Origin of the sequence: Pseudarthrobacter sp. NPDC092439 (assembly GCF_044754945.1) — a bacterium.
Taxonomy (GTDB): domain Bacteria; phylum Actinomycetota; class Actinomycetes; order Actinomycetales; family Micrococcaceae; genus Arthrobacter.
In genome coordinates this window covers 208036-222441 of the sequence record NZ_JBIVQB010000002.1, presented here as the reverse complement: position 1 = coordinate 222441, position 14406 = coordinate 208036, and the positions used below count along the sequence as shown (strand labels likewise).

Sequence of the window (14406 nt, the reverse complement as noted above, 5' to 3'; positions counted from 1 at the left end):
GCCGGGCGGGACCGCGCCATTTCAGGGGCCAGCCTTCGGTGCAGGCCCAAGAGTTACGCAGTCCAGTCGCCGGGCCTCGATACAGTGAACGCATGCCCCGTCCCGAGCCACCACGTCAACCATCGCCTCTGCTGGTGCCCTCCTTCGACGAACTCCTGGCCGGCGCGCACGTGGTCAGCCTGCCCATGCGGGTGAAGTTCCGTGGCGTGACGGTCCGGGAGTCGCTCCTGTTGCAGGGCCCGGCGGGATGGGGAGAGTTCTGCCCATTCCCGGAGTACGGCGACGCCGAGGCCTCCCGCTGGCTCGCCGCCGCCATCGAGGCCGCCTGGCAGGGGTTCCCCGCAGCTGTCCGGACCAGCATCCCGGTCAACGCCACCGTTCCGGCCGTCCCCGCGGACCGTGTGCCGGAGTTGCTGGCCCGCTTCGGCCGCGTGGACGCTGTGAAGATCAAGGTCGCGGAGCAGGGTCAAAGACTCGCCGACGACGCCGCCCGCGTCGAAGCAGTCCGCTCCGCCCTCCCGCAGGCCGCCATCCGGGTGGACGCGAACGGCGGCTGGGACGTGCCGGGAGCTGTCAAGGCACTTGCCCGGCTCGCCGCCGTCGGCCTTGAGTACGCGGAGCAGCCCGTGCCCACCATCGAGGGCCTGGCCGAGGTGCGCGCCCGGCTGCGGGACGCCGGCACGCCCGTGCTGATCGCGGCCGACGAGAGCGTGCGCAAGGAAACCGACCCGCTCCGCGTGGCCCGGGCCGGCGCGGCGGACCTGATCGTGGTCAAGGTGGCGCCGCTTGGGGGAGTGCGGCGCGCCCTGGAGGTCGTGGCGCAGGCCGGGCTGCCCGCCGTCGTGAGCTCCGCACTGGACACCTCGGTGGGGATGCGGGCCGGGCTGGCGCTCGCCGCGTCCCTGCCGGAGTTGCCGTACGCGTGCGGGCTGGGGACGGTGTCGCTGTTCGAGTCGGACATCACCGTGGATCCCTTGACGGCCGACGACGGCGCCATCCGCCTCCGCGACGCCGTCCCCGACGCCGGGCTGCTGGAGCGGTACGCGGCTTCCGCGGAACGGCGCGACTGGTGGCTGGCCCGGCTCCGCCGCGTCCACGCCCGCCTCACCCTCTGAGACCCTTCCCGCCCCCTGACGCTCTCTCACTTAACGCGGTCTTTCCCGGAACGCTCTCTCACTTAACGCGGTCTTTCCCGGAACGCTCGCTCCATTCCGCAGCGTTCCCATAGGCCACTCCCGGTTCACCTGAACTTCACCTTGCCGACCCCTGCCCGTAGAAAACGGCTGGCAGGGTGGGCGGGACCCCACAAAGGATTTTGGAAGGCCCCCCCATGTCTGAAACGACTGCCCGCAAGTTCAACCTGCTGCCAATGCTCGGCCACACCAAGGGCAAGCGCAGCGCCGTCACCTGTGCCCTCAAGTGCGCCAACGCCTGCGCCGGCGACGTCTGCAACACCAGCTCCAACAGCTACTTCCGCGACATCGCTTCTGCGACGATGTCCCGCCGCGCCGCCCTGGGCTTTGGCGCCGCCGGTGCCCTCGCCGTCGTGCTCGGTGGAGCCGTCACCTCGCCGGAAGCCGCCAACGCTGCGGGCCTGTCCAAGGCTGCCAAGGAGGGCTTCGCCAAGTCCAAGCTGCAGTTCTCCGCCATCCCGTCCGTCGATGCCATGGTTGACGCCGTCACCGTTCCTGAAGGCTTCACCTGGAAGCCGGTCATCCGCTGGGGCGACCCGATGTTCAACGACGCCCCGGTGTTCGACATCAACAACCAGACGGTCGAGGCGCAGGAAAAGCAGTTCGGCTACAACAACGACTACACGGACATCCTGGAAATTCCGGGCAGCAAGGGCCGCCGGGCTGTCATGTTCTCCAACCACGAGTACACCAACGATGCTCTGATGTTCCCGCCCACGATGCCGGCAGAGCAGGTCCGCGCCATCGGCCAGGCCGCGCACGGGCTTTCTGTGGTGGAACTGGAGCGCCAGAACAAGAACCAGCCGTGGACCTACGTCAAGGGTGCCGGGCTGAACCGCCGCTACCTGAACAGCACCGTCTACGAACTGACCGGCCCCGCCGCCGGTTCCGCCCTTGTCAAGACCGTGGAGGACCCCGCAGGCCGATTCATCAAGGGCACGCTGGGCAACTGCGCCGGCGGCACCACGCCGTGGGGCACCATCCTGTCCGGCGAGGAGAACTTCCAGGGCTACTTCGTCTCCGAGGGCGCGTCCGCCGGTGACAAGCGCTACGGCCTGACCTCCAAGGCTACGGCCCGCCAGTGGGAGCTCGACGATCCGCGCTTCGACACCCGTAACCCCGGCTACGAGAACGAGTCCAACCGCTTCGGCTACATCGTGGAAGTTGACCCGTTCGACCCCACATCGACCCCGAAGAAGCACTCCTCGCTGGGCCGCTTCAAGCACGAGGGCGCCAACGTCATTATCGCCGAGTCCGGTCACGTGGTGGCCTACTCCGGCGACGACGAGCGCTTCGACTACCTGTACAAGTTCGTCTCCAAGGACAAGTACATCGAAGGCGACCGCAAGCACAACATGACGCTGCTCTCCGCCGGTAACCTCTACGTTGCCCGGTTCACGGGCAACTCACCGGCCGCTGAGATTGACGGAACCGGGAACGTTCCCGCTGACGGTGCCTTCGACGGCGTCGGCGAGTGGCTGCCGCTGGTGGTGGACGGCAAGTCCGCCGTTCCGGGCATGTCCGTGGAGGAAGTCCTGGTCTACACCCGCCTGGCCGCGGACAAGGTTGGCCCCACCAAGATGGACCGTGCCGAAGACGTGCAGCCCAGCCTGCACACCGGCAAGGTTTACGTGGCCTGCACCAACAACTCCGCCCGTGGCACCGGCACGAAGGAAGGTGCCACGGAGGTCAACCCGCGCAACCAGAACCGCGACGGCCACATCGTGGAAATCACCGAAACCGGCGACCAGACCTCCACTCGCTTCACGTGGAACCTGCTCATGGTGTGCGGCGACCCCGCCCAGGGCGACGTGACCTACTTCTCGGGCTTCCCGGTGGACCAGGTCTCGCCCATCTCCTGCCCGGACAACCTCGCCTTCGACTCCGTGGGCAACCTCTGGATCTCCACAGACGGCGCGCCTTCGGGCATCGGCCGTGCTGACGGGCTCTTCAAGGTGACCCTGGACGGCGCCGAGCGCGGCAAGGTGGAGCAGTTCCTCGCCGTTCCCCGCGACGCCGAGACCTGCGGCCCGATCATCCACGACGAAGAGCGCCACGTATTCGTCGCCGTGCAGCACCCGGGCGAGGACGGTTCGTTCGAGCAGCAGCTCTCCTTCTTCCCCGACTATGTTCCGGCAGGTACGACGCCGGCACCGGGCCAGGCGCGCGCGCCCCGCCCGTCGGTGATCCAGGTGTTCCGCACGGACGCCTAGCGCCCGTTCGCTCCCGCCTCCCCGGGACGCTCTCTCACTTACTGCACGTTTTTGGCCATCGCTCTCTCACTGTTCGTCCCATCCAGGGCGAGGGGTGAGAGAGCGTTTGGTTTAATGCCGCATCAAGTGAGAGAGCGTTTGGTTTAATGCCGCATCAAGTGAGAGAGCGTCCGGGGGTGGGAGACTGGGTGGGTGACTTCGCTGAACCCGTCTTCGCTCCCGGACCCCTCACTCCCTGAGCCTTCGACAGACCCTGCGCCCGCCCCATCATCCCCGCCTTCGCTGGGGGCGCTGGCGGCGGCGCGGACCGCCGTCGGGACCATGCTCGACGGCGGCGTGCGGCACGTGGTGGTCTGCCCCGGCTCGCGGTCGGCGCCCATGGCGTACGCGCTGGCGGAGGCGTCGGCGGCGGGGCGCGTGGAGCTGCTGGTCCGGATCGACGAGCGCAGCGCCGGATTCACTGCCCTTGGCCTGGCGCTCTCCACCGGCTCCCCGGCGGCCGTGCTCACCACGTCCGGGACGGCCGTCGGAAACCTCATGCCGGCGGTGATGGAGGCCAACCACGCCGCCGTCCCGCTGCTGCTCATCTCCGCCGACCGGCCCGAAGAGCTCCGCGGAACCGGCGCCAACCAGACCACCGTGCAGCCTGACCTCTTCGGTGAGCAGGTCCGGTTCGCCGTCGACGTTCCGGCCGGGACCGATCCGGGGCGTGCCGTGGAAACCGCCCTCTCCGCCGCCACCGGGGCGTTCCCGGACCTCCCGCCGGGGCCCGTGCAACTGAACCTCGCGTTCCGGGATCCGCTGGTCCCGGCGGCCGGCGAGAAGCTGCCTCCCCCCGCCGGACGGCAGCGTTTCCGGCTGGGCGCCGAACCGCTGGTGATGAACCTGCCCCCGGCGCCGGACCACCTCCCGGAGCGGCGCACCGTGGTCCTTGCCGGACACGACGCCGGACCCGTGGCGGAGGCATTCGCGCGCGCCCACAACCTGCCGCTCCTGGCGGAGCCGTCCTCCAACGCCCGCTTCGGCCCCAACGCCGTGGGCCCGTACCGGCTGCTGCTGGAGCACTTCGGACCGGACTCAGGGCAGCCCATCGAGCGCGTGATCCTGTTCGGCCGGCCCACGCTGTCCCGCCCGGTGGCCGCGCTCCTGGCCCGGGCAGATGTCCCGTCCGCGCTGTACCAGCCCGTTCCCGTCGCCTGGTACGAGCCCGGCCGGCGCACCGAACTGCCCCTGGAAAGCCTTGCCGACCTCGCCGATTTCGCAGGCCGGGGGAGCGCCGGCTGGCTTGATGCCTGGCTGCTGGCCGGGTCTGCCGCGCAACACGCCCTGGACGGTGTGCTGGCCGCGGATGCGCCCGCCACCGGCCCGTCCGTCGCCTCACTGGTGTGGAAGCACACGCGCGGGCAGCTGCTCCTGGGCTCCTCGAACGGGATCCGCGACGTGGACCTGGCCGGCCTGCCCTCGCCGGAACCTGCGGCCACCGTCTACGCCAACCGCGGCCTGGCCGGGATCGACGGCACCGTTTCGACCGCTACCGGCTTGGCGGTCGGCGGCGGCCAGGACACCACCGTCCTGCTGGGCGACGTCACCTTCCTTCACGACGCCGGCGGCCTGCTCCTGGGCGCCGCCGAAGACGAACCCGCGCTTCGGATCGTGGTCCTCAACGACGCCGGCGGGGCTATTTTTGGACTCCTGGAGCACGGTGCGGTGGAGGATTCCGGGAACTACGGAGACGCCGTCGAACGCCTCTTCAGCACCCCGCACTCCGTGGATCTGGCGGCACTCGCCGCAGCGTACGGCGTCGGACATTCAGCGGTAAGTACGACGGCGGGACTCGCCGAAGCGCTCGCCCAGCCGCTGCAGGGGCGCACCATCATCGAGGTGCGGACGGACCGGCGGGGGCTGCGGGCACTGCACGCCCGCATCAAGGAAGCCGTTGCCGCGGCGGTAGAGGGAGTGCTGGCCGGGTAGTCGCTGCACCGGTTCGGACTTCCGCGCCGGTTTCGGACTGCGGCTGCCCGGTCCCCGGATGCGGATGTCCGGAACCGCAGCCTGTGTCAGAAACCGCGGCGTCAAGGACTTGTCCACATAGAGGTTCAGTGGGCTTCACCAGCCGCGGGGAGCGGAGGAGCCTCGTTGAATGAACCAGATTTCCCTGATTTTGAGCAGCGACTACGCACGGGTTGGCCAGGACAGCCGGGCGTTGTCCCGCCGCGCTGCGTCCAAAGAGCTCTGCAGGATCAGGCAGGGGGTCTACGTAGCGGCCAAGGAATGGAACACGTTGAAGGAGTGGGAGCAGTATCCGTTGCTGATTCGGGCGGCCGCTGCGACGCTCCAATCACGGACGGTGTTCTGCCGCGAGTCCTCTGCTGCTGTTTGGGGCATTCCATTGCTCGGGACCCGGCAGATCGTGCACGCGTTGACAGCTGATGGCGGCGGAGGACGTTCGCGGGCGGGCGTGCGACGGCACCGCGGGGATCCCGAGGCGGCGGACGTTCAGCTAAGGTCCGGTCTGTGGGTGACCGGAAGACTGCGCACGGTGTTGGACCTGGCGGCGTTTGGAACGTTCGAACAGGGCGTGGCCGCGGTGGACCATGTGCTCAAGCCGGACCCCGTCCAGCGGCTCCTGCCCCTGACCTTGGTCGAACTCGAAGGATCCATAGGCCCGGAATACAGTGCAGCGGCTGCCCGGCGCATTCGAAAGGTGCTTGGCTTCGCGGACCCGGCCTCAGGCTCCCCCGGGGAGTCACTCAGCCGCGCCTATATGTACATGGAAGGCTTCAAGGAACCGCGCCTCCAGACCGAAATCCGTGACCGGCGGGGATTTGTGGCGCTGCTTGACTTCGAGTGGCCGGAGGAGGGGCTGGCCGGGGAATTCGACGGGCTGGTGAAGTATCAGAAGGCCGAGTACCTGAGCGGCCGCACGCCGTCGGACGTGGTGGTTGCGGAGAAACGGCGCGAGGACCGGATCCGTGCCGCCGGCCGCAGGGTCATCCGCTGGACGTGGACTGACCTGGCGGACCGGGCGGCTTTCGCGGCCATGCTGGAGCGGGCGGGGGTTCCCCGGACCCGGTTTCGGGCATGCGCTCCGGACATACGCTACGGAAACGGACAGCCGCCACGCGGGTCCACGTAGCGGCTGTCCGAATAGGTGCGGAACCTGGGCCAGGGGGCTAGCTGTCCAGTCCGATGTGCGTCGGGTCCAGCACGCGGCGCAGGAACTCCTTGGTGCGGGGCTGCGCGGGGGCACTGATGACCTGCTCGGCCACGCCTTCCTCCACCACGACGCCGCCGTCCATGAAGACCACGCGGTCCGCAACTTCGCGGGCGAAGCCCATCTCGTGCGTGACCACCAGCATGGTCATGCCGTCCTTGGCCAGGTTGCGCATGACGGACAGGACATCGCCCACCGTCTCCGGGTCCAGGGCGGATGTCGGCTCGTCGAACAGCATCAGTTCCGGGTCCATGCTCAGCGCGCGGGCGATGGCAACGCGCTGCTGCTGGCCGCCGGAGAGCTGGTCCGGGAAGCGGTCGGCCAAGTGGCCCAGGCCCACGCGCTCAAGGTTGCGCAGCGCCACCTTGTCCGCCTCTGCCTGGCTCCGCTTGAGGACCTTGGTCTGGGCGATGGTGCAGTTGCGCCGCGCATCCAGGTGCGGGAACAGGTTAAACTGCTGGAACACCATTCCCACCTTGCGGCGCATCCGGTCGATGTCCACTTCGGGGTCCGTGGCTTCAAAGCCGCCCACATGGATGCTGCCCTGGTTGGGCGTTTCCAGCAGGTTCACGCACCGCAGCAGGGTGGACTTGCCGGAACCGGACGGACCGATCAGGCACACCACTTCGCCGGGGGCGACGCTTAGGGTAATGCCCTTGAGGACCTCGTTGGAGCCGTAGGACTTGCGCAGGTTGCTGATGTCCACGCCTGCCGCGTTGATGGGGGAGGTGCTGCCGCTGGGGTTAGTGACGACGTCGTTCATTGTCTTCCCTGCCTATCGCTTGGTCCGCGCGGAGCGGCTTTCGAACTTCCGGGCCAGGAGGCTCAGGGGGATGGTGATGACCAGGTAGAAGGCACCCGCCACGAGAAGCGGCGTGAGGCCCGCACCGAGGGAGGAGATGCCGTCGCGGCCGAACTTGGTGAGCTCGTACTGGGACGCGGTCAAGCCCAGGACATAAATCAGCGAGGAGTCCTTGGTGAGCAGGATGACCTCATTGGTCAGCGGCGGCAGCACGATCTTGAAGGCCTGCGGGATCACGATGGTGACCATCGCCCGCCACTGCGGCATGCCCAGGGAGCGGGCTGCCTCGAGCTGGCCCTTGGGCACGGCCTGCAGGCCGGCGCGGAGGGTTTCTGCGATGTAAGCCGAGGCCACCATGCCCAGCGAGATCATGACCACCACGGTCACGTTCCATGAAACGCCGAAGGCCAGGGGCACGCCGTAACCGAAGGCGATGAACACCAGGAGGGCCGGGATGCCGCGGAAGAATTCGATGTACGCGGTGGCGATCCAGCGGTACAGGGGGAAGCTGGAGAGCTTCATGAGTGCCAGCAGGAGGCCGCCGGAAAGGCCCACGATGAAACCGAGGGCGGTGTAGATCAGGGTGTTGATCAGGCCTGTCGTGAAAATGCCCGGGAACATCGGGCCGATCTTGCCGAAGTTGAAGACGCTGTTGGCGACGGTCTTCCAGTCGGTGGCCAGGGCAAGCGCGGCAACTGCGACGATGAAGATGCCGGCCTGGACGTAAAGGCTTACTCTGGCTCGTTGACTTGCGGTCATTGCCATGGGGTGCTCACATTCGTTGTGCGTGGCTGAGGCCCCGGACGGACTGGGGGACAGTGCGTCCGGGGCCTCAGCTGCGTGTTCTCAGGGGCTATGCAGGAGCCGTGGCCGGGGTGGCCAGGGCCTGCTTACTTGGCGCTCTCGCCGAACCAGGTGGTCTCGAACTTCTCCAGCGAGCCGTCGTCGGACAGGCGCTTGAGCGTGCCGTTGACCTTCTCGGCCATCGCGGTGTTGCCCTTCTTGATGCCGATGCCGAGCTGTTCGCCGGTGCTGTAGTTCTCCACGCGCTCCCACTTGTCGTTGTCCTTGATGGCGTAGGCCAGGACCGACTGGTTGCCCAGGGCGGCGTCGATGGTGCCCGCCTGGATGGCCTGGATCAGCAGGCCGGTGTCCTCGAACTGCTGGGCGTCGATGCCCTTCTCGGCGGCGTACTTGGCGCCCGTGGTTGCCTGCTGGACGCCGACCTTCTTGCCCTTGGCGTCTTCGATGCCGGTGATGCCGGAGGCCTTGGACGCCAGCAGCGTCAGGTCGTCATCCATGTACGGGGTGGAGAAGTCCATGACGTTCTTGCGGGTGTCCGTGATGGACACGGAGGAGATGGACAGGTCGCACTGGGTCAGGGCGGTGCCGGTCTCGATGGCCTCGAAGGAGCTGTCCACGATGTTCAGCTCGGCGTCGAGGTCCTTGGCGATTTCCTTGGCGATGTCGATGTCGAAGCCGACCGTCTCGCCGTCCTTCTCGAACTCGAAGGGCTCGTAGGGGACATCGGAGCAGACCGTGAGCTTACCGGCGTTGATGAGCTGGACGCCGCCTTCGGACGCCGCCGGGGTGGAGCTGCCGCCACATGCCGTGAGCGTCAGGGCTCCGGCGGCGAAGATTGCTGCTGCCTTGGCGGTGATCTTGGCCGTGGCCAGGGACTTGAGCTGCATGTTTCTTTACCTTTTGTTGCAGGGGATATGCCTTACTAAATCGGTTCATAGTGTAGCGCCGATTATGAGATGTGCATCACAGGAAACTTTGTTTGACTATTGGATAACTAAATGGGGTAGAAATCAAGCGGAGGTGTGGAGGTGGTGTCTCTGATCCCGGACAGGTCAGCTGCGGATGCCGAGTGACTCCAGCATCGGCCGGAACTTGGCCCACGTCTCTGCCAGCTCGGCCTCCGGCTGCGAACCATCCACGATGCCGCACCCGGCATACAGCCGAACGGTGTCCGCGGACTCGATCACGGCTCCGCGCAGCGCGATGCCCCACTCACCGTTCCCGGCAGCATCCAGCCATCCCACCGGCCCGGCATAGGGCCCGCGGTCCAGGTGCTCCAGCTTGCGGATCAGTGCGCCCGCAACCTGGGTGGGTGTCCCGCACACGGCAGCCGTGGGGTGCAGTGCGTTGATCAGCGCCAGGCAGGTGGGCACGTGCCCCTCAACCTCGGCCAGCTCCGCCTTCACGTCCGACGCCAGGTGCCACACGTTGGGCAGCTCCAGGATGAACGGTTCGTCGTGCGCGTTCATGGCCTCGGAGAATGGCGCCAGCTGCGAGGTCAGCGACTGGATGGCAATCTCGTGCTCGTGCCGCTGCTTTTCCGAGCCCGCCAGGACCCGGGTGGCGTACTCCATCGGCGCGCCGTCCTCGCCGTGGGCATCGCGACGGTCCAGGGTCCCGGCCAGCACGCGTGCCTGGGCGGTGCGGCCCTCAACCTGGATCAGCATCTCCGGGGTGGCGCCCACCAGGCCATCCACGCCGTAGGTCCAGCACTCGCGGTAGCGGGCGGCCAGTTCACGCAGGACATTTGCGGCATGTACGCCGGCGGGAATAGTTGCCACCACGTCCCGCGCCAGCACGAGCTTCTCCAGGGCTCCGGTGCGGATTTCCGCCACGCCGGCAGCCACCGCGGACATCCACGCCTCCTCCGTCAGCGAGCCCGTGTGCAGGGTGGCCCCGGCGGCCAGGGTGACGGGCCGTACGACGGCGCCCCCCGACTTCCCGGGGACGGCACCTTCGGCAGCGTCCCCGCGGGAGTCCGCTGCCGCCGTCGTGTCTTCCGGACCGGGCGCCGCGCCGGGTACGGGACCGGTGCCCAGCCAGCGCTCCAGCGCGGCGAGGGCCCCTGCTTCGGTGAGCGGGCCGTCGTCGAACGACAGCTGGGTGAGCCAGGCCTGGTTGTCCCTCACGCCCACGACGATCTCGGGCACGATCAGCCGGGACCCGTGCGATGAGGTCTTGGAGAACGCGAAGGAACCGAAGGCCACCGGGCCGGTGCCGGGAAGCTCCACGGCGTCGGTGACGTCCGCCTCCAGGACCAGGTGCCGCCACCAGATGTCGGCCTCAAGGAAACGGTCCGGGCCCGTGGCCGTAAACCGCGCAATCTCGCCGAAACCCGCAAGTCCTGCTTCACGGCGGGTCCAGCAAAGGACGTCGTCGCGCACCAAAAACGACGGCAGCCCCCCGGGGAATGCTTTTCCATCCAGGGGGACTGTCAGTGACTTTATGAGGCCGGTACGCGTGCTCGTCATGATGGAACAACACTACTCCGGCCTGCCGCGGGCCTCCGCGGAAGCCAGAGGGCGCCGCGAGGCGTTTCCGGTGGTCCGCGCCCCGCCGAACATTTGAGACAATGACATGGTGAACCGAGCATCCTTGGATAAGCGTCCGGACGAAGTAGCCACGATGTTTGACGACGTCGCACCGAAATACGATGTCGTCAACGATGTCCTCTCCATGGGGCAGACCCGCCGCTGGCGGAAAATCGTGGTGGAGGCGATGGAGGTTTCCAAGGGCCAGCGGGTCCTGGACCTGGCTGCCGGTACCGGCACCTCCAGCGAGCCATATGCCGATGCGGGCATAGACGTCGTGGCCTGCGACTTCTCCCTGGGCATGCTCAGGGTGGGCAAGCGCCGTCGGCCCGACATCAACTTCGTCGCCGGGGACGCGACAAACCTGCCGTTCGCGGACAACACCTTTGACGCCACCACCATTTCCTTTGGCCTTCGCAACGTGAACCAGCCCAAGAAGGCGCTGGAGGAAATGCTGCGCGTGACCAAGCCCGGCGGCAGGCTGGTCATTGCCGAGTTCTCCCAGCCCGTGGTTCCGCTGTGGCGCACGATGTACACGGAATACCTGATGCGCGCGCTGCCGGCTATTGCCGTGAAGGTCGCCTCCAACCCGGACGCGTACGTCTATCTGGCCGAATCCATTCGTGCCTGGCCGGACCAGGACCACCTGGCCGCCTGGCTGCAGGAAGCCGGCTGGGAAAACGTCACCTACCGGAACCTGACGGGCGGGATCGTGGCAGTGCACCGCGCGTTCAAAGCCCCGGAGACCACGCCGGACGGGGCTGCCGCCGCCATCGCCGCGCACAAGGGCCCGGTGGCCAAGCTGCGCCGCAACATCGCCCGCTGACCTGTGAAGGTACTGATTGTCGGGGCGGGCCCGGCCGGATCCACCGCCGCGTACTACCTGGCCAAGGCCGGGATTCAGGTCACGGTGCTGGAGAAGACCAGCTTCCCGCGCGAGAAGGTCTGCGGGGACGGGCTCACTCCGCGCGCTGTCCGCGAAATCCAGAAGCTCGGCCTGCCGCACCCGGACGGTGAAGGCTGGCGCCGCAACAGGGGCCTGCGCCTGATCGCCGGCGGCCGGACGATTGAACTTCCCTGGCCCGAGGTGTCCGACTTCCCGCAGTACGGCCTGATCCGCACCCGCCTGGGCTTCGATGAGGACCTGGCGCGCCACGCCCAGGCCGCCGGCGCTGTGATCCTGGAGCGGCACAGCGTCACCGAGGCCGTGCGGGGGGACGACGGCCGCGTCACCGGTGTCCGCGCAGCGCTGCTGGACGGGTCCGGACGCAAGACAGGGGAGACGCTCGAGTTCAGCGCCGACGTCGTCCTTGCCGCAGACGGAAACTCAACCCGTACCGCTGTATCCCTCGGAATGCATAAACGGGACGACCGCCCCCTCGGGGTGGCCGTCCGCACCTACTTCACATCCCCGCGCACCGACGATGACTGGATGGAGGGCTGGCTGGAACTCCCCGGCCGCGACGGCAAGCTCCTGCCGGGTTACGGCTGGGTGTTCGGCGTGGGCGACGGCACGTCCAATGTGGGCCTGGGCATCCTGAACTCCTCCAAGGAATTCGGCAAGCTCGACTACAAACAGGTCCTGCGCGAATGGACCGCAGCGATGCCCGCCGAATGGGGCTTCACGCCGGAGAACCAAGTGGGCGAAATCCGCGGCGCCGCGCTGCCCATGGGATTCAACCGCACCCCGCACTACTCGCCCGGCCTGCTCCTGCTGGGAGACGCCGGAGGCATGGTCTCGCCCTTCAACGGGGAGGGCATTTCCTACGCGATGGAGTCCGCACGGTTCGCTGCCGAGTTCATCATTGATGCGTCCTCCCGCACACATGCGGCAGGCGGAATGTACGACGCCGACGCGCACCTGTCCCGGTACGCGGACTACGTGCGGGACCAGTGGGGGCGCCACTTTACGCTGGGCAGGGTGTTTGCCGCGCTGATCGCCAAGCCCGCGGTCATGAAGCTCGCGCTGCAGACGGGCATGCCGATCCCCGTCCTGATGCGCTTCGTGGTCCGGCTGCTGGCCAACCTGACGGACCCGTCCGCCCGGGGAGTCCAGGACCGGATGATCAGGATCCTCGAATCGCTGGTCCCCGCCACATCCAATGCTCCGGCTGCCTCGAATCAGCGGTATCCGCAACAAAAAGTTAGGGTTAACCCGTGACCAACTCCGCAGACCACAGCTGGACGCACGCCGGGCACGGCCTGCCGGACACCGAACCCAGCCTCGACACCACTGCCATCGCCACGGGACTGCAGCTGCCCGCCGGGTTTGCGGCGATCGCGGAGGACCCCGAACTAGGCCCGGCCATCACCAACAACCTGGCCCGCGTAGAGAAGAAGCTGCGCGAGGCCATCGCCAACTCGGACCCCCTGGCTGACGCAACGTCGCGGCACCTGGTGGAGGCCGGCGGCAAGCGGATCCGACCCCTGCTGACCCTGCTCTGCGCGCATCTGGGAGACGCGAGCCTTCCTGCCGTGGTGCAGGCCGCCGTCGTCATGGAGCTGACGCACCTGGCCACCCTGTACCACGACGATGTGATGGACTCCGCCCCGTTCCGCCGCGGCGCCCCCACCGCCCACGAGGTGTGGGGCAACTCCGTGGCGGTCCTCACCGGCGACCTGATCTTTGCCCGCGCTTCGATCCTGGTGTCCGAGCTCGGCTCGCGGGCACTTGGCATCCAGGCGAGGACGTTCGAACGGCTCTGCCTGGGCCAGCTGCACGAGACGGTGGGGCCGCGCCCGGATGAGGACCCGGTGGAGCACTACCTTTCAGTCATTGCGGACAAGACCGGCTCGCTGGTGGCGGCGTCCGGCCAGTTGGGCGCTATCTTCGCCGAGGCCGACCCCGCCTATGAGCCCGTCCTGGTGGAATACGGCGAGAAGGTTGGCGTGGCGTTCCAGCTCGCGGACGATGTCATCGATGTGACAGGCGTGAAGGTCAAGTCCGGCAAATCGCCGGGAACGGACCTGCGCGAAGGCGTGCCCACGCTGCCGGTGCTGCTCCTGCGGAAGGCTGCCGACGACGGTGACCAGTCCGCCGTCGAGCTTCTGAAGCTGATCGATGGTGACCTGAGTTCGGATGAAGCCCTGGCCGCGGCGGTGGCCGGGCTGCGCGTTCACCCTGTAACTGCTGACTCGTGGGTTGAGGCGCGGCGGTGGGCCAACGAGGCGATTGCCGCCTTGGCCCCGCTGCCCGAGGGTGTGGTCAAGGACTCGCTCTCCAACTTCGCGCTGGCAGTGGTGGACCGCGCCAGCTAGCTCAGTGGCTGCCGGTTCCTTGGCTGTGGAGCCCGGTTCCTCCTGGACGCTGTCCGGGCGGGCCGGGCTCTTTGGCTTAAAAACGATAGCCCCGGTTCGCTGCAACGATACGAGTCATACGTTGCGTTGAACCGGGGCTATCTCTCCGTTCGCATCAGACCCGCCGGAGGCGTTTAGCGGATCCATGAACAGCTTATGACAACCTTGTCACATAATGCAAGCCCTTATTTACGATCGCTGTCACAGGGTTTCGCCGGGCCGGTTTCCCCCGGTTTAATCCCCAAAACGGAACTGCGTAACTCTCGGCTGAAATCCTCAGAGACACCCGCGGAACGGCGCGGCCTAGCCAACTTTCAACCCCCAGGAGTCACGCAGAACGGGCGGGGACTCT

At 67.6% G+C, this 14406-nt stretch carries 11 protein-coding genes; 7 read left to right on the top strand and 4 right to left on the bottom strand.

All coding sequences use genetic code 11. From position 1 onward, the window contains the following. The first annotated feature begins 92 nt into the window (after positions 1-92). From ACIQCM_RS05810 to ACIQCM_RS05795, 4 genes are all read left to right on the top strand, one after another. A complete protein-coding gene (locus tag ACIQCM_RS05810) occupies positions 93-1115 on the top strand; it encodes an o-succinylbenzoate synthase (RefSeq protein ID WP_400604663.1) in 1023 nt (340 codons plus the stop codon). A 215-nt stretch (positions 1116-1330) separates the two neighbouring features. Then, positions 1331-3406: a PhoX family protein gene (locus ACIQCM_RS05805; protein ID WP_400604661.1), complete on the top strand. Its 2076-nt coding sequence runs from the start codon at positions 1331-1333 to the stop codon at positions 3404-3406. Between the two features lie 282 nt (positions 3407-3688). Further along, positions 3689-5377, top strand: a complete 1689-nt coding sequence (gene menD / locus ACIQCM_RS05800; RefSeq protein ID WP_400605433.1) for a 2-succinyl-5-enolpyruvyl-6-hydroxy-3-cyclohexene-1-carboxylic-acid synthase — start codon at positions 3689-3691, stop codon at positions 5375-5377. Positions 5378-5546: 169 nt separating this feature from the next. After that, positions 5547-6542 (top strand): hypothetical protein, encoded by a 996-nt coding sequence (locus tag ACIQCM_RS05795; protein WP_400604660.1) that lies wholly within the window; start codon positions 5547-5549, stop codon positions 6540-6542. A 37-nt stretch (positions 6543-6579) separates the two neighbouring features. Here ACIQCM_RS05795 and ACIQCM_RS05790 read toward each other — a convergent pair whose 3' ends face one another. The 4 genes from ACIQCM_RS05790 to ACIQCM_RS05775 form a co-directional block, all read right to left on the bottom strand. Then, positions 6580-7383: an amino acid ABC transporter ATP-binding protein gene (locus tag ACIQCM_RS05790; protein WP_400534605.1), complete on the bottom strand. Its 804-nt coding sequence runs from the start codon at positions 7381-7383 to the stop codon at positions 6580-6582. 12 nt (positions 7384-7395) lie between these two features. Then, positions 7396-8187, bottom strand: a complete 792-nt coding sequence (locus ACIQCM_RS05785; protein WP_400604658.1) for an amino acid ABC transporter permease — start codon at positions 8185-8187, stop codon at positions 7396-7398. 125 nt (positions 8188-8312) lie between these two features. Continuing rightward, complete coding sequence (locus ACIQCM_RS05780; RefSeq protein ID WP_400604656.1) at positions 8313-9113, bottom strand: ABC transporter substrate-binding protein; 801 nt, start codon at positions 9111-9113, stop codon at positions 8313-8315. 165 nt (positions 9114-9278) lie between these two features. Next, positions 9279-10697, bottom strand: a complete 1419-nt coding sequence (locus ACIQCM_RS05775; RefSeq protein ID WP_400604655.1) for an isochorismate synthase MenF — start codon at positions 10695-10697, stop codon at positions 9279-9281. Positions 10698-10806: 109 nt separating this feature from the next. On the opposite strand from ACIQCM_RS05775, the gene ACIQCM_RS05770 reads away from it, so the two are divergent. The 3 genes from ACIQCM_RS05770 to ACIQCM_RS05760 are packed head-to-tail and all read left to right on the top strand — an operon-like array spanning position 10807 to position 14015. Further along, positions 10807-11583, top strand: a complete 777-nt coding sequence (locus ACIQCM_RS05770; protein ID WP_400604653.1) for a demethylmenaquinone methyltransferase — start codon at positions 10807-10809, stop codon at positions 11581-11583. 3 nt (positions 11584-11586) lie between these two features. After that, positions 11587-12918: a geranylgeranyl reductase family protein gene (locus ACIQCM_RS05765; RefSeq protein ID WP_400604651.1), complete on the top strand. Its 1332-nt coding sequence runs from the start codon at positions 11587-11589 to the stop codon at positions 12916-12918. After that, complete coding sequence (locus ACIQCM_RS05760) at positions 12915-14015, top strand: polyprenyl synthetase family protein (protein ID WP_400604649.1); 1101 nt, start codon at positions 12915-12917, stop codon at positions 14013-14015. The genes ACIQCM_RS05765 and ACIQCM_RS05760 overlap by 4 nt, the downstream gene beginning before the upstream one ends. The last annotated feature ends 391 nt before the right edge of the window (positions 14016-14406 follow it).

Excerpts from the sequence above, each read along its gene's own strand:
- ACIQCM_RS05795 (WP_400604660.1), top strand. The coding sequence starts at position 5,547 with ATGAACCAGATTTCCCTGATTTTGAGCAGCGACTACGCACGGGTTGGC.
- ACIQCM_RS05780 (WP_400604656.1), bottom strand. The coding sequence starts at position 9,113 with ATGCAGCTCAAGTCCCTGGCCACGGCCAAGATCACCGCCAAGGCAGCA.
- ACIQCM_RS05785 (WP_400604658.1), bottom strand. The coding sequence starts at position 8,187 with ATGGCAATGACCGCAAGTCAACGAGCCAGAGTAAGCCTTTACGTCCAG.
- ACIQCM_RS05810 (WP_400604663.1), top strand. The coding sequence starts at position 93 with ATGCCCCGTCCCGAGCCACCACGTCAACCATCGCCTCTGCTGGTGCCC.
- ACIQCM_RS05790 (WP_400534605.1), bottom strand. The coding sequence starts at position 7,383 with ATGAACGACGTCGTCACTAACCCCAGCGGCAGCACCTCCCCCATCAAC.
- ACIQCM_RS05775 (WP_400604655.1), bottom strand. The coding sequence starts at position 10,697 with ATGACGAGCACGCGTACCGGCCTCATAAAGTCACTGACAGTCCCCCTG.
- ACIQCM_RS05805 (WP_400604661.1), top strand. The coding sequence starts at position 1,331 with ATGTCTGAAACGACTGCCCGCAAGTTCAACCTGCTGCCAATGCTCGGC.